Source organism: Pseudomonas sp. SWRI111 (genome assembly GCF_014268555.1).
Lineage (GTDB): Bacteria > Pseudomonadota > Gammaproteobacteria > Pseudomonadales > Pseudomonadaceae > Aquipseudomonas > Aquipseudomonas hamedanensis.
Window position 1 is genome coordinate 310826 of sequence record NZ_JABWQQ010000001.1, and the last position, 20651, is coordinate 331476.

Here is a 20651-nt window from a genome sequence, read left to right on the forward strand (position 1 = left end):
ACGACGGTACAAGACGTGTGGCCAACGCTGATGCACAATCACCGGTGCTCCCTCACCACCGGACTCCGCTTATGGACAAGTTGCTGGCCTTGAAGATGTTTGTTGAAACCGTGCGCTGCGGGGGTTATTCCTCGGCGGCGCGCAAACTCGGGATCTCGACGTCTTCAGTGACACGGCAAGTGGCGGGGCTGGAACACGAGCTGGGCGCCAGCCTGCTCAATCGCACCACACGCAACACCAGCGTGACCGTCGCTGGCCAGACCTATTTCGAGAAGGCCGTGGCGATTCTCGATGCCATCGATGAAGCCGATGCGGTAGTGGCCGACCGCGGCAGCGACGCACAGGGGCGATTGCGCATCAGCGTGCCAGTGGAGTTCGGTCGTCGGCTTATCGCGCCGCACCTGAGCCGCTTGCTCGAGCGCCATCCGGGGCTGGAGATCAGCCTGTCGTTGAGCGATCAGGTCAGCGATTTGCTGAGCGAGCAGATCGATGTGTCAGTGCGCCTGGGTTCGTCGGTGGTCAGCGAGGACATCGTCAGCAAGCGCGTCGGGCATTTCCAGCGCTGGGTCGTCGCCAGCCCGGATTACCTGGCACGCAGCGCAGTGCTGGAGCATCCACGGGATCTGCTTGAGCACCAATGCCTGCGTTTCGATTACGGCGGCAGTCATCACCACTGGACCTTCCAGAGTGACGAAGCGCCCATTCAACTCAACGTCCATGGACGCCTGCAAAGCAACAACGCCGACATCTTGCGCGAAGCCGCCATTGGCGGCGGCGGGGTGACGCTGCTGGCTGACTGGCTGGTGCGCGACGATGTTGCCGCCGGGCGCCTGACTCGCTTGCTTGAGCACTACGAGGTCAATCCCGGCAGCGCCAGCAGTTGCATCAACGCACTGTATTTGCCCAACCACCGTGGCTCCAGCCGAATCAACGTATTCATCGATTTCCTAGTGGAGATCCTCAATCCTGCGGCCCCGGCCACACCCGCCGCGTAGCGCCGGCCAACACGCTGCACACTCTGTTGCTGCAGCCGCTTCAGACTGCTTGTATGCTTGCGCCACGGAACACGTGGCCGCGGTCAGTGCCGATGTTCGATTGATGGCTGGAATGGAAACCGGACTTCCTTAAGGTACTGTCGTGAAGCGTGATACCCGTCTTGTAATGCTCCTGCTGTTGGTCATTGGCTGCTCCCTGACTTCGCTGACGATCTGGAAAGTCTGGTCCTCGCGTGAGCGCGCATTGGCCGAGGTCAACGTGCATGGCCTGAACCTGACCCAGGCGCTCAACACCTACACCGAAGGCATCGTCCGGCAAAGCTCACTGCTGTTGCTCGGGCTGGTCGAACGCCTGGAAGCGGAGGGCAACGGCCCGGCGCAGATCCAGCGCATCAAGACCCTGATCGACAGCCAGCAGTCGCTGATGCCGCAGCTCAGCGGCATCACCATTTATGACCGGCATGGGCACTGGCTGATGTCTTCCAACCGGCCGATTCCCGCAGGCGCCAACAGCAGCGACCGCGCCTATTTCATCCACCATCGTGACGACCCGAGCCGCGAGCCGTTCATTGGACCGCCGATCCAGAGCCGTTCCAATCTCGAATGGGTGGTGACCATCAGCCGCCGTTTCAACGACGCCGAGGGACAGTTTGCCGGCGTCGTCGCGGTGACGCTGGGGGTGGAAAACTTTCTCCGTGTGTTCGGCAAGCTCGACGTCGGCCAGGACGGCGCGATCGGTCTGTCGTACACCGATGGGACGTTGTTGGTGCGCTATCCGTTCCGCGAGCAGGACATGGGCCGCAACTTTTCCAATTCGCCGATTTACGCTAAATACCTTGTCGACCGCTCGGTCGGCACCGCCTCGTACACCTCCAGCCTCGACGGCGTCGAGCGGCTCTACGCCTTTCGCAAAAGCGAAAGCCTGCCGTTGATTACCACCGTTGCGCTGGGCAAGGACGAAGCCCTGGCAGCGTGGCGTATCGAGGCGGCGTTGTCGGCGGTGGTGGTGGTCGGGCTACTGGGACTGACCGGGTTGATCGGCTGGTTTTTGATCCTCGATATACGTCGGCGTACCGAGGCGGAGGAGGCGTTGCGCGATGCTCAGCAGCAGTTGCTGGCCTCCAATCGACAGCTCGAATTGCTGGCGATGAAGGATGCGCTGACGGGCTTGGCCAACCGACGCTGTTTCGATGAAACGCTGGCGGTTGAAGCGCGGCGGGCGCAGCGTGACGCAACCTCCCTGGCTTTGCTGATGATCGATATCGACCACTTCAAATTATTCAACGATGCCTTGGGCCACGTCGCCGGCGATGCCTGCCTGCAAGCGGTCAGCAAGATCCTTGAAAGCTGCGTGCGGCGCCCGTCGGATCTGGTCGCGCGTTATGGCGGTGAGGAAATGGCCGTGATCATGCCGGCCACCGACAGCGCCGGCGCGACGGTGGTGGCGCAACTGATGCTCGAACGTTTGCGGCAGGCGAACATTGCCCATCCGGGCAGTCCCTTTGGCCAGGTGAGTGTGAGCATTGGTGTTGCGGCAGCTTCAGGCATGCATCTGAACGGAGTGCCTGCAATGATCGAGGCAGCCGATCAGGCGCTGTACCGCGCCAAAGCGCGAGGGCGAAATCGCTTGGCTGCAGACGCCTGAGGCATTTCAGAACGCCTCACCGTTATCGAGTTTATCCAGCAGCCGTTGCCCGCGCTGCCACAGCGCATCTTGTTTGGCCAGCGCCATGCGGTCTAGGTTTCTGTAATCATGGCCATGCACTCCTAAAGAGATTTCGGACACGCCGCATGATCCCTGACCAGTCACATATCCACTGTGGGAGGGGGCTTGCTCCCGAAGGCGGTGGGTCAGCTTGGTCATTCGTCGGCTGACAGGACGCCTTCGCGAGCAGGCTCACTCCTACACGGAGGTTGTGTCGGATTCTTGGGCGAGGTACGTCGGGTAATCGATATAGCCTTCGGCACCACCGCCATACACCGTCGCCGGGTTCAGCGGATTCAGCGGCCAGCCATTGGCGATCCGTGCTGGCAGGTCCGGGTTGGCCATGAACGGCCGGCCGAACGCGACGAGATCCGCCAGGCCCGATTCGAGCAGTTGCGCGCCTGTTTCAGCGGTGTAGCGGCCGGCGTAAATGATCGCGCCAGTGAACGTCTCGCGCACGGCCTGGCGAAACGTCGTCGGCATCTGTGGTGCGTTGTCCCAGTCAGCCTCGGCGATGGACAGGTAGGCAATGCCGGCGTTTTCCAACACCTTGATCGCTTCGATGTAGATGGTGTGCGGATCATCTTCGACCATGCCCAGGTAAGTCCGCGCTTCGTCGGTTGTGGTGAACAGCGGCGCGAAACGCACGCCAACCTTGTCCTTGCCGATGCACTCAGCGACCCCGGCCACCACCTCACGCAGGAAGCGCAGGCGATTGTCCAGCGAACCGCCGTATTGATCGGTGCGCCGGTTGCTGTGGGCGGAGATGAACTGGTTGACCAGATAACCATTGGCGCAGTGCAGTTCGATGCCGTCGAAACCGGCCTCCATCGCGTTGCGTGCGGCCTGGATATACAGCTGAACCAATTCCTGCACTTCATTGGTTCTCAGCGCGCGCGGTGCGGACGGCGGCACCAGTTCACCGGCACCAGGCGCAGTTTCGATAAACACGCTGACCCGATCGGTCGCCACGGCAGAGGCCGACACCGGCGCCGCGCCGTTGGGTTGCAGGGCCGTGTGGGAGACACGCCCGACGTGCCAGAGCTGAGCGAAGATCACGCCATCCACCGCGTGCACGGCCTCGGTGACTTTGCGCCATCCGGCGATTTGCTCAGGGGTATGAATGCCCGGCGTCCACGCATAACCCTGGCCGCGCGGTTCGATCTGTGTGCCTTCGGTAATCAGCAAACCGGCACCGGCGCGCTGTTGGTAATACGCGGCCATGAGTTCGTTGGCGACGTTGCCTGGCTGCGTGCTGCGCTGGCGGGTGAGGGGCGGCAGGACGATGCGGTTTTTCAAGGTGAGACTGCCCAGTTTGGCGGGCGTGAAGAAAGCGCTGTTATTCATGGAGTACCTTGTTTCGAGCCTGATTAGACCGGTCGACTAGTAAAGAGACAAAAAAACAACGCCGGGCGCTGCGCACTCGGCGTTGGCTACGGTTCAGCGGGGGGCATTCAGCCCAGCAACTTCAGCAGTTTCTCAGCCACGGCGGCGGAGCTGGCCGGGTTCTGGCCGGTGACCAGTTTACCGTCGGCCACTACGTGCACCTGCCAGTCAGCGACTTTCGAATAGCGTCCGCCGAGACGCTGGAACTCGTCTTCGATCAAGAACGGCACTACATCAGTCAGGCCAACAGCGGCTTCTTCGGCGTTGGTGAAACCGGTGACGTCGCGGTCTTTGACGATTGGCTTGCCGTCAGCTCGCACAACATGACGCAACACTCCCGGTGCATGGCAGACAAAACCGTGGGGCTTGTTGGCGCGGTCGAACGCTTCGATCAGCGCAATCGAAGCTTTGTCTTCGGCCAGATCCCACAGCGGGCCGTGGCCACCCGGGTAAAACACTGCATCGAAATCGTCAGCGCGGACATCCGCCAGACGGCCAGTGTTTGCCAGTGCCTGTTGTGCGGCGGGATCAGCGCGGAAGCGATCCGTCTCCGCAGTCTGGGCACCGGGCTCATCACTTTTCGGATCGAGCGGTGGCTGGCCGCCAGCGGGCGAAACCAGCGTGACGTCAGCGCCGGCGTCCTTGAAGGCGTAGTAGGGAGCGGCAAACTCTTCCAGCCAGAAGCCGGTTTTTTTGCCGGTGTTGCCGAGTTGATCGTGAGAAGTCAAAACCATCAAGATTTTCATAGTGCACCCTGGGTTGGTCAGGCATCGGCACGAGGCGAAGGATTCGCTCGGCGTCGACACCGCATGAATTTGGTGTGTCGGAGCGCAGCATAGTTTCCAATTAGACCAGTCGTCTAGTAATTTTTTCAGGAAATGTTTTTGGTCGGTGGATATGGCAAACTCCCGTTCGTAAAAATTATACGACTGGTCTATTGCCTGGAATTATTCGCACCATGAAGCCGACCTTTGACGACACGCGCCAACACTTGCTCGACACCGGCCACCGGATGATGGCCGAGAAGGGCTTCACCAGTGTCGGCCTCAACGAGATCCTGCAAACCGCCGGTGTGCCCAAAGGCTCGTTCTACCACTACTTCAAATCCAAGGAGTTGTACGGTCAGGCGCTGCTCGAAGATTACTTTGTCGACTACCTTGCCGACATGGAGCGGCGCCTGACGCTGCCCGGGCTGAGCGCGTTCGAGCGGCTGATGGATTACTGGCAGGGCTGGCAGAACCGCTGCACCCTGGAAGGCCACGGCGACGAATGCCTGGTGGTGAAACTCAGCGCCGAAGTCGCCGACTTGTCCGAGTCGATGCGACTGACCCTGCGCGACGGCGCCGAACGCATCATCGCGCGCATCACGGCGTGCATCGAACAAGGCCAGGCCGACAAAAGCCTGCCCGACGGCGATGCACGGCATCTGGCCGAGACTTTGTATCAGCTGTGGCTCGGCGCCAGTCTGTTGAACAAATTGCAACGCACCGGGCAGTCGCTGCAGACCTCGATGGCGATGACCCGGCAGTTGTTGCGGGTTTGACGCCGTCACTGCGATCCCTGTAGGAGTGAGCCCGCTCGCGATGGCGTCCTGTCAGCAAATGAATGTCCAAGCTGACCCACCGCCTTCGGGAGCAAGCCCCCTCCCACAGTGGATATGTAACAGGTAAGGGATCATGCGGTGTGTCCGAAGTCCCTGTAGGAGTGAGCCTGCTCGCGAAGGCGGTGGGTCAGTTGAATAATTTTCTGACTGACACGACGCTATCGCGAGCAGGCTCACTCCTACACTTTTTATGGCGAACCATTGATATTCATTCACTCCCCGATTTCTGTGGGAGCGCGCCTGCTCGCGAAAGCGATCTGTCATTCAACGCGTCAGTGGCCTGACACGGCACTTCGTGATCGCCCACCCTGACCAACATGACAAATAAGAATACGTTTCAATTACGAATAGGCCGGTATACCATGCGCCGCGTTTTCACTGGCGGCTTTGCCCTTCGTTTTGGCCTATTCGTAAAGGTTTTCACCTCATGCGTCGTACTCTGCTTTCCATTTGTGTGCTGCAGGCGTTGTCTTCAACTTCATGGGCCGAGCAAGCCAAGTCCTCAACAACGCTGGAGCTGGAGGCCACCGACGTCGTCGGCACGGCGGAATACGAACGGGCAGACGGCCCGGTGCAAGGATATCGGGCGACACGTTCGGCCAGTGCGACGCGCACCGATACGTCGATCCACGAAACCGCACAATCGATCAGCGTCGTGACCAAGGACGCCGTTGAAGACATCGGCGCGACCCGCTTGCAAGACGCCCTGGATTACGCCGGCGGCGTAGGGCGGGCGAACAATTTCGGCGGGCAAGGCCTGACCACGTTCACCGTGCGCGGCTTTACCACTGGCGAGTTCTACCGCAACGGTTTCCCGATCAATCGTGGCTACCCGAACATGCCGGATGCCAACACCATTGAGCGTCTGGAAGTCCTGCGCGGCCCGGCGACCATGCTCTATGGTCGTGGCGATCCCGGCGGTACCTTCAACGTGGTGTCGAAGCAGCCATTGCCCGAGCGCAGCGTGACCTTGGGCAGTCAATTGACCGATCAAGGCATGAAGCGCGGCACGCTGGACGCCTCCGGCCCGCTTGATGAAGAAGGCCGACTGGCGTACCGACTGAACGTGGTGGGCGAGGGCGGCGACACCTTTCGCGATCACGTCGAGACCGAACGCTACGGCATTACGCCGGTGCTGACGTGGCAGGCGACGGACGCGACCAAGCTGATATTCGAAGGCGATTTCATGCGCAACAACGCGCCGCTGGACCGAGGCCTGACGCGCTATCCGAAGCAGATTGGCACGGCCTCGCGCGACACGTTCTTCGGTGAGAAAGACGTCGGCAAACTGCACAACGACAACAACATGGTGCAGCTGCGTTTTGAGCACATGCTCAATGATGACTGGACCCTGGGCGGCGGTTTCCAGTGGCTCGACGGCTCGCTCAAGGGCGACGCGATCGAGGCCAACGGCATTGCCGCTGACGGCCGCACGCTGGGGCGCAACTTCAATTATCGCAAACTGGAATGGACCGACAAGGACACCCAGCTCAACCTCACCGGGCATTTCAGCACCGGGGCCTTGCAGCACACCTTGCTCACCGGCATCGAATACGAAGATTACGACTACAAATCGATCATCCAGCGCTCCAGCGGCGCGGTCGGGGCCTATCCGATCGACATCTTCAATCCGGTCTACGGTCAGCCTCGTCCGGCACTGACCCGTACGCCGACTCACGACAAGGAAAACCTGAAGACTTACGCTGCGTTCGTCCAGGATCAGGTTGCGTTGACCGACAAACTGAAAGTGCTGGCCGGGGCGCGTTTCGAGCGCTTCGAACATGACTACGAAACCTACGTGCCGGGCGGCAAGAACTGGCAAGCCAGCGACAACGCGGTAACCCCGCGCCTCGGCGTGACCTACGATTTGACCGAGACGCTGGCGGTCTACGCCAACACCGCACGCTCGTTCAAGCCCAACACCGGCGCCAGCCGCACTGGCGGTGGCTTCGCCCCGGAGAAAGGCAAGTCCTACGAGATGGGTCTGAAGTGGGAGGCGCTGGACCAGCAGTTGAGTGTCGAGGCGGCGATCTATCAGATCGAAAAACGCAACGTGCTGACCACCGATCCGGTGGATTCGACGTTTAGCGTGGCGGCCGGCGAGGTGCGCAGCCGTGGCCTGGACCTCAATGTCACCGGCAATCTCACCCCCGAGTGGCGAGTGATCGGCGGTTACGCCTATGTCGATGCCGAAGTGACCAAGGACAACACGTTGCGTTCCGGCACGCGTCTGCTGAACATTCCGCAAAACAGCTTCAGCCTGCTCAACGTTTATGAATTCCAGGACGGCACCCTCAAAGGCCTTGGCCTGGGCACTGGTGTGAAATACGTCGACGAGCGCGCCGGGCAGACTGCCAACACAGCATTTTCGATGGGCAGCTACACCGTGGTCGATCTGCTGAGTTTCTACAAGGTCAACGACAACGTGCGGCTTAATCTCGACGTGAAAAACCTGTTCGACAGTGATTACGAAGAGGGCGCGTTCGGCAACGTCTACGCCTATCCAGGTGCACCGAGAACCGTACAGGTGGGGATTTCCTACACGCTGTAAACCCGGCTCAGCTGTCGCTTCTGCGCCATGATGGCCTGACTGTGGCATGTCGAGATCAGGCATCGACATGCCGCATACAGGCTAGTGAGCGTGCAGCCTGGCCACGTAAGGTGACGCATCATTTCCTCGCCGAAGCGTCTGCGCCGCTGCTTTCGCCGGTCTCGACGGCGAGCAATGATGATCGCCTGACGCTCAGTCAGTGGCCCGAAACGTCGATCATGAGAACAATAAGAACCCATGAATAGCCTGAACCCCAAAGACTCTACCGGTCAGTTGGCGCAAGGTTTCAAACCGCGTCACGTCACCATGCTCTCCATCGCAGGCATCATCGGCGCGGGACTTTTCGTCGGCTCAGGACACGCCATCGCCGCCGCCGGGCCAGCCGTTTTGCTGGCTTATCTGTTTTCCGGACTGTTGGTGGTATTGGTCATGCGCATGCTCGGCGAAATGGCCGTGGCGCATCCCGACACCGGTTCGTTTTCGACCTATGCCGATCAGGCGATCGGTCGCTGGGCCGGGTTCACCATCGGATGGCTTTACTGGTGGTTCTGGGTGCTGGTGATACCGATCGAGGCGCTGGCCGCCGGGCATGTGCTCAACCAGTGGTTTCCCCAGGTCGACGCGTGGCTGTTTGCCTTGCTGTCGATCGTCTTGTTAGTGATCACCAACCTGTTCAGCGTGTCGAAATACGGTGAGTTCGAGTTCTGGTTTGCGATGGCCAAGGTCATCGCGATCATCGGTTTCATCGGCTTGGGTTTTGCGGTGTTGATGGGCTGGATTCCCGAGCGGGAAGCCAGTGGCTTGAGTTCGCTGATGGCGCAGCACGGTGGTTTCGCCCCCAACGGCTTGTCAGCCGTGGTCGGCGCATTCATCACCATCATGTTCAGTTTCATAGGCACGGAGGCGGTGACCATCGCCGCAGCAGAATCGAACAATCCCGCGCAGAACATCGCCAAGGCCACACGCTCGGTGATCTGGCGCATCGGTATTTTCTATTTGCTCTCGATCTTCGTGGTGATTTCCGTGGTGCCGTGGAATGACCCGCTGCTCGCCTCGGTGGGCTCTTACCAGCGCGCCCTCGAACTGATGAACATTCCTCACGCCAAGTTTCTCGTCGACGTGGTGGTGTTGATCGCCGTGGCCAGTTGCATGAACTCGTCGATCTATATTTCTTCGCGCATGCTTTATTCGCTGGGCCGACGCGGTGATGCACCGCCCGCGCTGAAAGTGACCTCGGCGGCCGGGGTGCCAAGAGCGGCGGTGATTGCCAGTACGGTGATCGGCGCCGGCGTCACGCTGCTCAGCTACTTCATGCCGGCCGGGCTGTTTCAGTTCCTGCTCGCCAGTTCCGGCGCGATTGCCTTGCTGGTGTACCTGGTGATCGCGATTTCGCAGTTGCGTATGCGCCGTCGGCTGGAAAGGGAGAAAGTCGAACTGACCTTGCGCATGTGGCTGTTTCCCTGGCTGACCTGGCTGGTGATCGCGTTTATTTGCACCGCCCTCGCTGTGATGATGTTCACCCCGGCGCATCGGCTTGAAGTGTCGTCAACCATTGGCCTGGCGCTGGTGATTTCCTTCGTCGGTCTGGTTACTGCCCGTCAGCATGGCTCGGCGGGCAGGGTGGTAGCGGTAGCGAAACCCTAGTCAGCCTGGCGCTGGCTCAGACATCCAGCACCAACGTTTCGCTGCCCTGCGCCGGCGCGGCGCAGCAGATCAGCACTTCGTCGTCCGCCAGGCGCATGGCCGGCGGGCTGAGGTAATGCACCTGGCCGCTGCTCAAGCGGGTTTTGCAAGTGCCGCACGAACCGCCGCGACAGCTGAACTCAGGGTTCAGGCCGCGGGCCTCGGCCAGTTCCAGCAAAGTGCCGGCACCCGGTGCCCAGCGCGCTTCCTTGCCGGAGGTGGCGAACAGCACCTTGACCGGTTCCGCAGCGATGGGAACTTGCGGCGGTGCCGGGGTGCTGATTTCGACATCGCGCACCAATGTTGACGGGCCGAAGGTCTCGGCGTGGATGCGATCGTTGGGGATGCGCATCTTGCGCAGACCGTCGTACAGCGCCTGGGTGAAACTGCCCGGGCCGCACAAGTAGAAGTCGTAGTCATCCAGCGGCAGCAGGCTTTTCAGTAAAGCGATGTCGATGCGCCCGGCGTGGTCGTAGCCCTGAGGAGGAGTACTGACTGGTGGCTGGCTGACCACCCGCAACACATGCACTTTGTCGCCTGCACGCGCTGCCAAATCATCGATTTCCTCACGAAAGGCCAGATCTTCGACGGTGCGACTGCTTTGTATCAGCCAGGTCGGGCGCATGCGGCTGATGCGTTTGCCCTGATAGACCACTTCGCGCAGCATCGACAGCAACGGCGTCACCCCGACCCCGGCCGCCAACAACACCAAAGGGCGCCGCTCCGTCGCATCGACAGTAAAATCGCCTTGTGGCGCGCGGGCTTCGATCAGATCCAGCGCCTGAACGCGGTCGTGCAAGTGCGCAGACACCGCGCCGTCGCGTTTGACGCTGATGCGCACAAACTCATCCGACGGCGCGCTGGAAACACTGTAGGTGCGGATCGACGCGGCGGCGTGTCCGTCCAGCAAAACCTTGATCGGCAAATGCTGCCCCGGTTCGAAGCGGGGCAGGCCGAAGCCATCGTTGGCTTGCAGGTAAAAAGAACGGATCTGCGGACTCTCATCGACAACCCGCGTCACCTGCAACGACCGCCATTGATTACGCAGGGCTTGCGCCTGCAAGCGCTCGCGGGTCTGCTCCCAACTGCCGGTCATTTGCGAGTTGGGCGAATCGCCCTCGGGCTGATCGATCCAACGCAGTGGCAGCGCGGCCTGACGGTAAACGATGCGCTGCGGCTTGAAGCGCCACAGGCGCTCGGCGCCCTGGAACGCGGCGATTTGCGGATCGTCGAGCAGCACTTCTGCGCTGCCGGTCATCTGCAACAGATCGCCGCTTTCGAAGTCGATGAAGGTCAGCCCGGCACGCGGATTGAGCAGAATGTTACCCAAGGTATTGAAGAACAGATTGCCGGAGAAATCCGGAATGGTCAGCGTGCCGTCGTCATCCATATGGACGAATCCGGATTTGCCGCCGCGATGCGAGGCATCGACTTGTCGCTGGCCGTCGCGCACAACGTAGGTGGCGACGTAGAACGAGTCGGCAGCGGTGATCATGTCGCGCACGAGGGGTTCGCTGACGGTCAAGTCGAGCGCGGTGTCGGTGGTCTCGTCAACGAAGGCGTACTGGCGCAGATTGATGTAGCGCGGGCAGTTGCCGTAAGCCTGGGTTACGCCGATCTCAAGGCTGTTGCCATCGCGACGGCTGATCGTGCCGTTCATGCGATTGCGCCGACGCGTGTGCAATTCGATGCCGAGCATGCCGATCGCGTCGCCGGGCTGCAAACCTGGCTGAGCCGGATCGTTGGGCTGATCGTCGAGTTTGATCGTGAGGGTTTGCGGAGACGGCGACTCCATGAAACCGGGCTGGCCGGTGCGGATCGTTGCCCATGGATCGCCCTGAGGATCAACCGCACCGAGCACCACGAAGGGCAGTTGCGCGTAGAACTCACGGTGCTGATCCGGCATCCAGTCGCGGGCCAGTTGCCGCTGGCCAACCCCGGCCATCATTTCCACGGCGCCGACAGCACGCTGCAGGGTCAACTCACCTTCGTGCCAGGGCGAGGACGCTGATTTCGACACTGTGTCCATTCCGATTCTCCTCGTGTGCAACGGGCCGGTGAGCTGCCAAGGGCTGGAAACCCAAAGTGGAGCTCATGTTGACCTTCAGTCGGTTTGGAGGGAATGGCCAGAAATCGCAATCCATTGTTTCAGTCGGTGAAATGATCTCTCTGGTGAATTCAAGGAAGGGAGCAGGCTCGCTCCCATCCATCGGTCATTGCGCCGTCGCAGCGGTTTCGATCAGGTTGGCGACGACGTTCGGGTTGGACACCATCACCACGTGCGACGCGCCTTTGACCACCACGGTCTTCTTCGCGTGAGCCCGCTCGGCCATGAACGCCAGGGCTTGTGCCGGGATGTTCTTGTCCTGATCGCCGTAGACGAAGTACGACGGCACGGTTTTCCACGCGGGTTCGGTCGCGGCTTCATTGAGCGCAGCGACGGTCACCGGGCGTTGAGTTGCGGCCATCAACTTCGCATCAGCCGGGGAAACGTCGGCAGCGAATTGAGCGTGGAATTTGTCCTGCTGGATGTACAAGTCCTTGCCGCCGTCGGCCAAAGCAACCGGGGCCGCGAGCGTCGGGCCGAGGGTGCCGCCCGGGAAACGCCCGGACAGTTCAGCCGCCGTTTCACCGGCTTCTGGCGCGAAAGCGGCGACGTACACCAGAGCTTTCACGTTGGCATTGCCATAAGCGGCGGCGCTGATCACCGGGCCACCGTAGGAATGACCGACCAGCACCACCGGGGTTTTCACGCTGGCCAGCACATCCGCCACCGACTGCGCGTCACTTTTGACCGAGCGCAGCGGGTTGGCGGCGGCAATCACCGGATAGCCATCCTTCTCCAGAATCTTGACCACGCCGTTCCAACTGCTCGAATCGGCGAAGGCACCGTGTACCAGCACTACAGTAGGTTTGTCCTGCGCGGCGAACGCGGCGCTGGCACTGAACATGGCGGCGGTGAGGGCGAGGGTTGCAAATACTTTGTTCATGGTGATGTCCTGTCGGTAGGTAGAGGAAGAATGGAAGCGACAGTGGTATTTAGCGCGCTAAATGTGTCAGATCTGTGTCCGCACGACTGAACTTCGCATGCGAGTGTATCTGCGCCGGCCAACGCTACACAGTGATACAAATGCTGCGCAAATAGTCAGGCATCAGGCGTTTGCAGTATCTCTATCCATAACGCGCCTTTGCCGGATGCCGCTTCACCGACACGCTTCAGGGCGCCGTCTTTACTCACGGCGTAAGTGCCGACTTTGGCGCTTTTTTCCCCGGTCACCAGCAGCCAGCGGCCGTCGGGGGAAAAGGCGATATTGCGCGGTTGCTGTTCCTGTACCGGGAAGTTATCGAGAAACTGAATTCCTCCCGTAGACGGGTCAACGGCAAATGCAGAGACGCTGCTGCTGGTGCGCTCGCTCATCAACAGCAGTTTTCCATCCGGGGACATGCGCAGGTCAGCGGCCCAGATGCGCGGGGTGGGGTCGTCTTTCAAATCGTTGTTGCGCGCGTCACGGACTTCGCCGTGGGCCAGTTTCAAACGCGCGGGAATGCCATTGGCATCAGCAATCTGCGTCAACGCGCCGGTAGTGTCGTCGATTGAAAACGCGGTCACGGTGCCGCTCATTTCGCCGACCACATAGAGGAATTTTCCGTTCGGCGAGAACGCCAGATGCCGAGGCCCGGTTTTGTCTGGAACACTGACGTAGCCGCTGCCAATCGGGCTGAGTTCACCCGTCTGCGCATCCAGGCGGTATTGCAGAACCTTGTCTGTCCCCAGATTACCGGCGTAGGCAAAGCGATTGCTCAGCTCGGTACGGACCGAATGCGCATGCAGGCCGGTCTTGTAGCGGAGGATATTGGCGGAAGGTTGATAATCCTCAGCGATCTTCTGAACACTGACGAGATCGGCGCCGTAAGACGCAGCGAGCAGATAGCGTCCCTTTCGGTCGGTAGACAGATAGGCCATGCTCTCTGCCAGCGGCGCCTGGGTAAGTGGCGTCAGGTGACCGCTCTTCGAATCGATCCGGTAGCCCAGAACCTGGAAGGGTTTGACGCGCAAGGCTGCAAACAGCACCTTGCCGTCAGGGGTGATGGCCATGGGATTGACCTGGTCACCAGCCTGAATCTGTTCCACGAGAGTGAGTGCGCCGTTGTCCTGATCGAGGCGGTATTGCGAGATCAGACCATCGCCAGGACTTGAGACGTAAGCATAGGTAGCCGCATTGGCAGACAGGCACAGACCTGAGGCGACAGCAGCGGCGATAACGGCGATTTTTCTCATGAAGTTCAGCCTTGTTGTTTTTGTGATCAGTCATCCTATGAGTGATTAATGGATGTCTCAACGCTTATTTTGTCGACCGTGCGCGCCGCTGCGTTCGAGCGACAAGGTTGATATGGCTGAATGGGTCTGGGATAAATGATCGGGGAGGGCGACGACTAGGGACGCTTGAAACATTTTTACATACTCTCCCATTAGCGTTGTTGTACGACATCGTACCTAATGTGCCGAGCTGCAATCGTTCTCACAAAAACAATAACGGAGATACCCCTATGACGAGCATGCCTTCACTCGATCATCAGGCCGCTGCGAAACCGCAAAACCGTTTCATGCGCATGCTTAAACTGTTGGGCCCCGGCATTATCGCCGTGCTGTCGTGGCTCGGTGCCGGGGATCTGATCACGTCCTCCGTGGCCGGTGCGAATTACGGCTACGCCATGATGTGGGTGCTAGCGGTCTCGTTGTTGTTGAGGTACCTGATCGTCAACATCATTGCCCGCTTCCAGCTGTGCAATAACCAGGGCATGACCATTCTCCAGGGCTACGCCCAGCTCAACCCGGTGTTTGCCTGGTTCATGCTCGTTTATGCCTTGTTGATGGGGCATTTAATGAATGCCTACATGATCAAGGGAGCAGGGGAGTCGCTGGCGATGCTGTTCAAGATCGACCAGCCATTGCTGTGCTCGGTGGCCGTGGTGCTGGCGGTCTGGATGTTGGTGGGTCGCAACATCTACACAATGATCGAAGGCGTGATGAAGTTGCTGCTGGCGATCATGACCCTGGCGTTCATCGCCCTGGCGGTGATGTCGGGCCCGGATGTCACCGGCATCATCAAAGGCACTATCGGCTTCAGCATTCCGCCTGACGAAGGCGTGCATGGCGCATTGCTGGTGGCCGTCTCGGTGATCGGTGCGGTTGCAGGCTCTATCGCAAACTTCGTTCACCCCTATGTCATGCGCCAGAAAGGCTGGATCGGACCGCAGCACAAGCGCATTCAGCGCAACGATCTGCTGTTTGCCGTATTCGTCGGGATCATCATCAACCTGGCCATCTGGATCGTTGGTGCGGAAATCCTGCGGCCCAACGGTATCGAGGTGAAAACCCTGGGCGACTTGGGCAAGGCACTGGAAATCTTCTTCGGCCCGATCGGCTGGTATGTGTTTTTCATCGGTGTGTTCGCGACGTTGTTTGCGAGCATTTCAGGCAAGACCACGGCGTTCCCGATGCTGATCACCGATGCCTTCCAGCACGTGCGCCCTGAGCGTCGCGAGAAGTACGGCAAAGAGTTCCATCACGACCCGATGCACAAGTGGTTCATGCTGTTCATCCTGGTCACACCGCTGATCTGGTCGTTGCCGGGCATGCCGGACTTCGTGACACTGACCATTGGTGTCAGCGCGTTGAACATCATTGGCTTGCCGGTGATTTCCCTGGGCTTGCTGATCATGTCCAACCAGAAGTCGCTGCTGGACAAGCAATATCGCAACAACCTGTTTGAAAACATCGCGCTGCTGTTTGCCACCGGACTGGCGCTTTGGGTCGCCTTCCAACTGGGTGTTGATCTGTTTACCTGATAACTGGATGTCGAGGGGGTACGCCCCCTCGAATGGCGCCGCTTACAACGGCACATCCATGTTGATCCTGCGCCAGGCGGCTTCGGAAAAACTGTAAACCGAGAACGCGATCAAGCCCAACGCCATTAGCATCAGCAGCACACCGCCTGCCGGCAGATTCTGCAGTGCATCAAGCGCTTCCTTCATGCCGGGAGGATGGGTCGCTTGGTATATCGAGCCACTGACAGCCATCAGCAGGGCAATCTCGATAAACACCACGCCGCGGGCGATCAGCCCAAACCGCGACACTGGGCGCACATAGCGCATCACTTCATCATCCGCCTCGAAATACTTCTCGAACGAGGCCTTCCAGCCTTTAATGATGTGCGCGATTCCCACACCCAGCGGGATCAGCGCGATCAGGTAAATCAGCATGTTCGAGTGCTCGAACGACAACAACTGCGCCAGTAGATCCTTGGTCTTGCCATCCCCGGAACCGCCGGAACTTCTAACGCCACTCACCAGCAGGCTCAAGGCAAAGAAGGCCAGTGCCGCATTGACCAGACCACCGGCCAGCAAACCAGCACGAATGACCAGGCCCTTGAGTTCGTTGCCGTGGTGATCAATGTCGCGAATAGCCTGTAATGCACGCCAGGCGGCGAAGGCAAGAAGCCCGGCGACCACCAGACCCACAAGTACATAGCCGAACGGCTGGCTCAGCAACGCCTCAAGACTTTTGTGGCTGTCTTTCGGTTTGGTGGAGTCGTGCGCTGCGAGCAGCGCGAAGATGCCGATGATCAGATACAGAACACCTCGCGCGGCATATCCGCCTCGTGCAAGTAAGACCAGAGTGTGTCGGGTGGACATGGCAGTTATTTCCAGAGATCGTTCCGCAGCAGACCTATGGCTTGGGCAGGGGTTCGAAAAAGGTTGCCCTGCACCGTTTGAGGCTTGCTTTGATACGCCCTGAAACTGAGGTTAATGTCGGCCTGGATGGCAAAGCCAAAGCGCTTGGCACTCATTCACTTGCAAACAAGTCGCTTTGTCAGGCTGTGGCGGACTCTCGTGCCACTTGCCTGAGGACTTGTTCGTATTCCTTGACTGATAGCGATCCGGACATCAACTGACGTCCGTTCAGCACCATGGCCGGGACCGAGTTAATCCCGCGTTGGAGGTAAAAACTCTCAAGTTCACGTACCTCGATAGCGAACGCCTCGCTGGCCAAAATTTCCCGGGCGCGGGTGGTTGAAAGTCCTGCTTCACCGGCCAGGCGTACCAGTGTTTCGTGGTCGTTGGGGTTGTCGCCGTTGGTGAAATAAGCCTTGAGCAGAATTTTGTTCAGCGTGACCTGGTGGCCTTCTTGCACGGCCCAGAGCAGAAGGCGATGGACGCTTTTCAGAAGTAAATCGCCCTCCCTGGCTGCAGTCGCAGGGAGGGCGAATATTGCGGGAGCAGGAATCAGTTCTGCGCTTTGCTCATGCGGGTGAAAAGCTCGGTAGGTACTTTCTTGCCGTTGGAGGTGTACTGGTTGGTCCTGAACTTGTAGACCTCACCTTCCGTAAGAAAACCATCGTGATTGGTGTCCATCGATTGAAATTCTTCACCGCCCTGAGGTGCCACAGCCAAGAGTTCCTTAAGAGAGACGAGGCCATCATGGTCGGTGTCTGTGCGAGCGAAAGAGTCGTCACCACACTTGCCTTCACCGCACTTGCCTTCGGCAGTAGCGGACTTGTCGCTGGCTTGGCTAGAACCGCATTTGCCTTCGCCACACTTGCCTTCGCCGACTTTATCTGCCGATGCCAGTTGATAGCCTTGGGGCAATGCCTCAACAGCAAAAGCCGCAGACGATGCCAGACTCATGCCGCCAGCTAAAGCAATAGCGGCCAGGCCAAAAGTGGTTTTGTTCGATAATGGTTTACGGTACATGGTGATTCTCCAGATGCTTTGTGCGGCCAAGCCGCAGTTCATGCCACAGGGCGAATAAACCCTTAAGGAAGCTCCAGGCGAAGTGGGGAAAGCCTGGAATTACATGGCTTATACGCGCAAGCGTTTTCCACCTCGACAGGGCGACCTTATCGGGTAAGACCTATTAAGCCGGCGCTATGTATCCACGCTGTATCAGGCAAGGGAGCGATTTGTAAGCCAATCCCAAGAGTCCGCGCACGGGTACACAGCGATACAAAAAGTGCGATTGCATTTCCTGCTGGACGCACACAGCCGCCCACTGAGCCGTTAATGGTCAGTCAAGACAACAGCCTGAAAACAGGTGCCGCCGCTACGCCGACTGCAGCTTGCTCATGAAGCTGGTGCAGCAGAACCAGTGCGTCGGCAACGAAGCTGGCCACGTCAGAAGCACCAGCCTCTGCAGCCAAAGCATGCAACTGCGCTCGGCCGTCCATATCCGGGAACTGCTCGATCCGCTGCAACAAACGCCATGCCAGCGGGCTGACCTGCGAGAACTGCACTTCGCCACTCGGCACACGGCTGATCAGCAGTAACGTTGGTTGTTCTGGCGCTTCAGAAGGCAGGTTTCCTGGCCCGAGACGATGCACGGCCCAGGTGTAAGCCAGCGGCCAGACGAGCGGGGAGAGCCGAAGAGGGCGGTCGAGTAACTGCGCCGCATCACTGGCCACTAACGGGGCAGCGTCCAACTGTTGCAGCGCCATCTCCACCCACTCGTAATGGGCCAGTTCAGGCAGGAACGGGTACCAGGGATGTTCGTGACCCGGCGAGTCCTCCAGGCTCGCTACGAAGTCAACAAACTCACGTGCGACTTCTCCGAAACGCGGCGTTTGCGCGCGGTAGTCACGCAAAAAACGTCGCACCAGTGCACGCCAACCGGCATCACCGAGCACGGCAACCAGTACCGGAAACGTTCCACCCAGTAACCCCAGTAGATTATTCAACACCAAGTCGAGATAAACCCGGGCTCTTACGGGGTTCATCCCCGCAGGCGGCGAATAGCCGTCCGGATCACGCAGGTAACGGGTCAGCGCGAGTTGCTGACTGTGCAAACTTGAAGTGAAGTCAGCCATCGGCGGCCACCCGCACCCAAGCATCCGCGTCGCGCTGCAACCGCCTGATGATATTCAGCTCAGCCACAAGTTCGTCGTAGTGCGGAAAGTTGAAATCGCGCTCCAGCAGCGTTGGTTTCACACCAAAGAGGCCATAAGCCTGCCCCAGTAATGACCAGACGACCGGTTTGACCGAGGCGCCGTGGGTATCAATTATCAGGTCATCGGCTTGGTCATAATGGCCAGCCACGTGCATAGCGACTACGCGTTTTGGTTCCAGGCCGGCCAGGAAAACCGTTGGATCAAACCGATGGTTCACTGAGTTGACGTACACATTGTTAACGTCGAGCAACAGGTCGCAATCGGCCTCGCGAAGTACTGCATTGGTGAACGTAAGTTCGTCCATATCCTGATGAGCTGCGGCGTAGTAAGAGACGTTCTCTACAGCAAGACGACGGCCGAGAATGTCCTGTGCACGACGGATGCGCCCAGCAACGTGATGTACTGCCTCCTCAGTAAAAGGCAATGGCAGCAGGTCGTATAGCTGGCCATCGTCACTGCAGTAACTCAGGTGTTCGCTATAAAACGGCACGTTGAAGCGATCGAGAAATCCGCGTACTTGCTCAAGAAAAGACTCGTCCAGAGGCGCACTGCCACCTAGCGAAAGCGACAGGCCATGGCATGACAGCGGGTAGCGTTCAGCTAGTAACTTCAGGGCATCTCCATGGGCGCCGCCGATGCCGATCCAATTCTCTGGAGCAACCTCTAGAAAGTCGAAATCGCCAACGGGAGCGTCACGAAGCGTTTTGAGAAGCGCACGGCGAAGTCCGAGGCCAACGGTTGCCTCAGATGGGGGCTGTGGATCTAAATGCACCGATGATGAAATGTTCGTCTGCATGAGTTTCATTCTCCGATTCGATGTTTGGAATTCACGGTCCTCAGCGTGTATTCAAACGCTTGCTACACCGATCGATGAATGCGTCCAGGCTCAGCTTGCCCGCTCCTGTAAACAGCAACGGCACAAGTGCTACGAGATAGATCAAGGGCAGCTTGAAATTGCCGTAGCCTTTATTGCTGATGGAGTAACCCTTAGCCAGTTCGCTCAACGTCGACCAGTCTGCTGGCCAGTGAACTGCGGCAGTCGCCACGACGGTTACCACTATGAGGATTAGTGCCGAGAGACGTGTTCCAAGACCTACAAGCAAAGCAATGGAACAGAGCAGTTCTGCCCACATTGATAACTGCCAGTTAAACGTAGCCGGCAGCTGATTGAAGGGAAAAGGAAAGGCACTTTGAATGCTTGGGAACCAGTTCTCACCGTTCCACTTTTCCCACCCAGCTTCAAAAAACTCCCAGGCGAGAAATATGCGCAAGCTTAAAGGTGCGATCCAGTCTCCAGCGCGATCGAGGTTAAGGTGCAGCCGATTCAAGACTGATGACATGTTTGCTTGCATTGGTTTAATCCTCCGACTTGTCGTCAAGAAAGTGGAAGCACTTCGGGTACTTCCAATGAGAGGTGGCAGGCACGGGACCCACTGCGCTGGCCATGGCCGTAGTTCATCCGGTTGGTGTATCTCGCTTGTGTCTTGCGCTGCTGCAAGCTCAATGTTGTGTAACGCGTCCGCCTCCGTACACACTTGGATACAGAGCACTCTTGTAGAACGCACTATCCAGGCACTTGGCCTGCGGCATTTGGATTCTGCTTGGAGTTTGGATATTTCAGATCAGGGGAGGGCAAAGGCGCGTAGGTTTAACCTGTAACGCGGCGCTATGGAACATCAAGTCGAGGTTTCCGGATGGACCACCAGGTCGTTCGGAGAGAGAGCGCGGAAAAGTTCTGTTCAATCAGGGACAGCGCCAAGTGCCCACCTTGATTTTCTGTGGG

The 20651-nt window shown here is 59.0% G+C and carries 17 protein-coding genes and 1 pseudogene; 6 read left to right on the plus strand and 12 right to left on the minus strand.

Translation table 11 applies throughout. The annotated features are described in order from the left end of the window. The first annotated feature begins 71 nt into the window (after positions 1-71). On the plus strand, positions 72-995 hold the full coding sequence (locus HU755_RS01265; RefSeq protein ID WP_186630303.1) for a LysR family transcriptional regulator: 924 nt from the start codon (positions 72-74) through the stop codon (positions 993-995). Positions 996-1137: 142 nt separating this feature from the next. Next, positions 1138-2640 carry a diguanylate cyclase gene (locus tag HU755_RS01270; RefSeq protein ID WP_186630304.1) on the plus strand — a complete coding sequence of 501 codons (1503 nt, stop codon included), beginning with the start codon at positions 1138-1140 and terminating at the stop codon, positions 2638-2640. Between the two features lie 6 nt (positions 2641-2646). On the opposite strand, the gene HU755_RS27660 is transcribed toward HU755_RS01270, so the two are convergent. The 3 genes from HU755_RS27660 to HU755_RS01280 form a co-directional block, all read right to left on the minus strand. Further along, on the minus strand, positions 2647-2781 hold the full coding sequence (locus HU755_RS27660; RefSeq protein ID WP_272977386.1) for a hypothetical protein: 135 nt from the start codon (positions 2779-2781) through the stop codon (positions 2647-2649). 117 nt (positions 2782-2898) lie between these two features. Then, entirely contained in the window at positions 2899-4047 is a 1149-nt protein-coding gene (locus HU755_RS01275) for an alkene reductase (protein ID WP_186630305.1), read from the minus strand. A gap of 107 nt (positions 4048-4154) precedes the next feature. Next, positions 4155-4832, minus strand: coding sequence for a type 1 glutamine amidotransferase domain-containing protein (locus HU755_RS01280; RefSeq protein ID WP_186630306.1), 678 nt, complete (start codon positions 4830-4832; stop codon positions 4155-4157). A 212-nt stretch (positions 4833-5044) separates the two neighbouring features. On the opposite strand from HU755_RS01280, the gene HU755_RS01285 reads away from it, so the two are divergent. From HU755_RS01285 to gabP, 3 genes are all read left to right on the plus strand, one after another. Then, positions 5045-5629: a TetR/AcrR family transcriptional regulator gene (locus HU755_RS01285; protein ID WP_186630307.1), complete on the plus strand. Its 585-nt coding sequence runs from the start codon at positions 5045-5047 to the stop codon at positions 5627-5629. A 487-nt stretch (positions 5630-6116) separates the two neighbouring features. Beyond that, a complete protein-coding gene (locus tag HU755_RS01290; RefSeq protein WP_186630308.1) occupies positions 6117-8240 on the plus strand; it encodes a TonB-dependent siderophore receptor in 2124 nt (707 codons plus the stop codon). A gap of 237 nt (positions 8241-8477) precedes the next feature. Then, on the plus strand, positions 8478-9884 hold the full coding sequence (gene gabP, locus HU755_RS01295; RefSeq protein WP_186619740.1) for a GABA permease: 1407 nt from the start codon (positions 8478-8480) through the stop codon (positions 9882-9884). Positions 9885-9900: 16 nt separating this feature from the next. Here the strand turns inward: gabP and HU755_RS01300 are convergent, their stop codons facing one another. The 3 genes from HU755_RS01300 to HU755_RS01310 all read right to left on the minus strand — a co-directional run bounded on the left by HU755_RS01300 (position 9901) and on the right by HU755_RS01310 (position 14202). Next, on the minus strand, positions 9901-11952 hold the full coding sequence (locus HU755_RS01300; RefSeq protein ID WP_186630309.1) for a pyridoxamine 5'-phosphate oxidase family protein: 2052 nt from the start codon (positions 11950-11952) through the stop codon (positions 9901-9903). A gap of 184 nt (positions 11953-12136) precedes the next feature. Next, complete coding sequence (locus HU755_RS01305; RefSeq protein WP_186630310.1) at positions 12137-12913, minus strand: alpha/beta fold hydrolase; 777 nt, start codon at positions 12911-12913, stop codon at positions 12137-12139. Positions 12914-13068: 155 nt separating this feature from the next. Further along, positions 13069-14202: a lactonase family protein gene (locus tag HU755_RS01310; protein ID WP_186630311.1), complete on the minus strand. Its 1134-nt coding sequence runs from the start codon at positions 14200-14202 to the stop codon at positions 13069-13071. A gap of 269 nt (positions 14203-14471) precedes the next feature. On the opposite strand from HU755_RS01310, the gene HU755_RS01315 reads away from it, so the two are divergent. Beyond that, the gene (locus HU755_RS01315) at positions 14472-15773 is read left to right on the plus strand and encodes an Nramp family divalent metal transporter (protein WP_186630312.1); all 1302 of its coding nucleotides are present in this window, start codon (positions 14472-14474) and stop codon (positions 15771-15773) included. Positions 15774-15815: 42 nt separating this feature from the next. Here HU755_RS01315 and HU755_RS01320 read toward each other — a convergent pair whose 3' ends face one another. The 6 genes and pseudogenes from HU755_RS01320 to HU755_RS01345 form a co-directional block, all read right to left on the minus strand. After that, the gene (locus HU755_RS01320) at positions 15816-16619 is read right to left on the minus strand and encodes a DUF1206 domain-containing protein (protein WP_186619785.1); all 804 of its coding nucleotides are present in this window, start codon (positions 16617-16619) and stop codon (positions 15816-15818) included. A gap of 178 nt (positions 16620-16797) precedes the next feature. Then, positions 16798-17139, minus strand: a pseudogene (locus HU755_RS01325) (DsbA family protein); the annotation flags it as partial. Positions 17140-17210: 71 nt separating this feature from the next. Beyond that, positions 17211-17678 (minus strand): hypothetical protein, encoded by a 468-nt coding sequence (locus HU755_RS01330; protein WP_186630313.1) that lies wholly within the window; start codon positions 17676-17678, stop codon positions 17211-17213. A 317-nt stretch (positions 17679-17995) separates the two neighbouring features. Next, positions 17996-18787, minus strand: a complete 792-nt coding sequence (locus HU755_RS01335; RefSeq protein WP_186630314.1) for a DUF2063 domain-containing protein — start codon at positions 18785-18787, stop codon at positions 17996-17998. Next, on the minus strand, positions 18780-19673 hold the full coding sequence (locus tag HU755_RS01340; protein WP_238349931.1) for a DUF692 domain-containing protein: 894 nt from the start codon (positions 19671-19673) through the stop codon (positions 18780-18782). The genes HU755_RS01335 and HU755_RS01340 overlap by 8 nt, the downstream gene beginning before the upstream one ends. Before the next feature lie 31 nt (positions 19674-19704). Next, the gene (locus HU755_RS01345; RefSeq protein ID WP_186630315.1) at positions 19705-20220 is read right to left on the minus strand and encodes a DoxX family protein; all 516 of its coding nucleotides are present in this window, start codon (positions 20218-20220) and stop codon (positions 19705-19707) included. Between the last annotated feature and the right edge of the window lie 431 nt (positions 20221-20651).

Bases quoted from the DNA above. Each gene is read 5' to 3' on its own strand.
- HU755_RS01340 (WP_238349931.1), bottom strand. From the start codon at position 19,673: ATGAAACTCATGCAGACGAACATTTCATCATCGGTGCATTTAGATCCA.
- HU755_RS01265 (WP_186630303.1), top strand. From the start codon at position 72: ATGGACAAGTTGCTGGCCTTGAAGATGTTTGTTGAAACCGTGCGCTGC.
- HU755_RS01305 (WP_186630310.1), bottom strand. From the start codon at position 12,913: ATGAACAAAGTATTTGCAACCCTCGCCCTCACCGCCGCCATGTTCAGT.
- HU755_RS01310 (WP_186630311.1), bottom strand. From the start codon at position 14,202: ATGAGAAAAATCGCCGTTATCGCCGCTGCTGTCGCCTCAGGTCTGTGC.
- HU755_RS01285 (WP_186630307.1), top strand. From the start codon at position 5,045: ATGAAGCCGACCTTTGACGACACGCGCCAACACTTGCTCGACACCGGC.
- HU755_RS01335 (WP_186630314.1), bottom strand. From the start codon at position 18,787: ATGGCTGACTTCACTTCAAGTTTGCACAGTCAGCAACTCGCGCTGACC.
- gabP (WP_186619740.1), top strand. From the start codon at position 8,478: ATGAATAGCCTGAACCCCAAAGACTCTACCGGTCAGTTGGCGCAAGGT.
- HU755_RS01345 (WP_186630315.1), bottom strand. From the start codon at position 20,220: ATGCAAGCAAACATGTCATCAGTCTTGAATCGGCTGCACCTTAACCTC.
- HU755_RS01290 (WP_186630308.1), top strand. From the start codon at position 6,117: ATGCGTCGTACTCTGCTTTCCATTTGTGTGCTGCAGGCGTTGTCTTCA.
- HU755_RS01330 (WP_186630313.1), bottom strand. From the start codon at position 17,678: ATGTACCGTAAACCATTATCGAACAAAACCACTTTTGGCCTGGCCGCT.
- HU755_RS01280 (WP_186630306.1), bottom strand. From the start codon at position 4,832: ATGAAAATCTTGATGGTTTTGACTTCTCACGATCAACTCGGCAACACC.
- HU755_RS01275 (WP_186630305.1), bottom strand. From the start codon at position 4,047: ATGAATAACAGCGCTTTCTTCACGCCCGCCAAACTGGGCAGTCTCACC.
- HU755_RS01315 (WP_186630312.1), top strand. From the start codon at position 14,472: ATGACGAGCATGCCTTCACTCGATCATCAGGCCGCTGCGAAACCGCAA.
- HU755_RS01320 (WP_186619785.1), bottom strand. From the start codon at position 16,619: ATGTCCACCCGACACACTCTGGTCTTACTTGCACGAGGCGGATATGCC.
- HU755_RS01300 (WP_186630309.1), bottom strand. From the start codon at position 11,952: ATGGACACAGTGTCGAAATCAGCGTCCTCGCCCTGGCACGAAGGTGAG.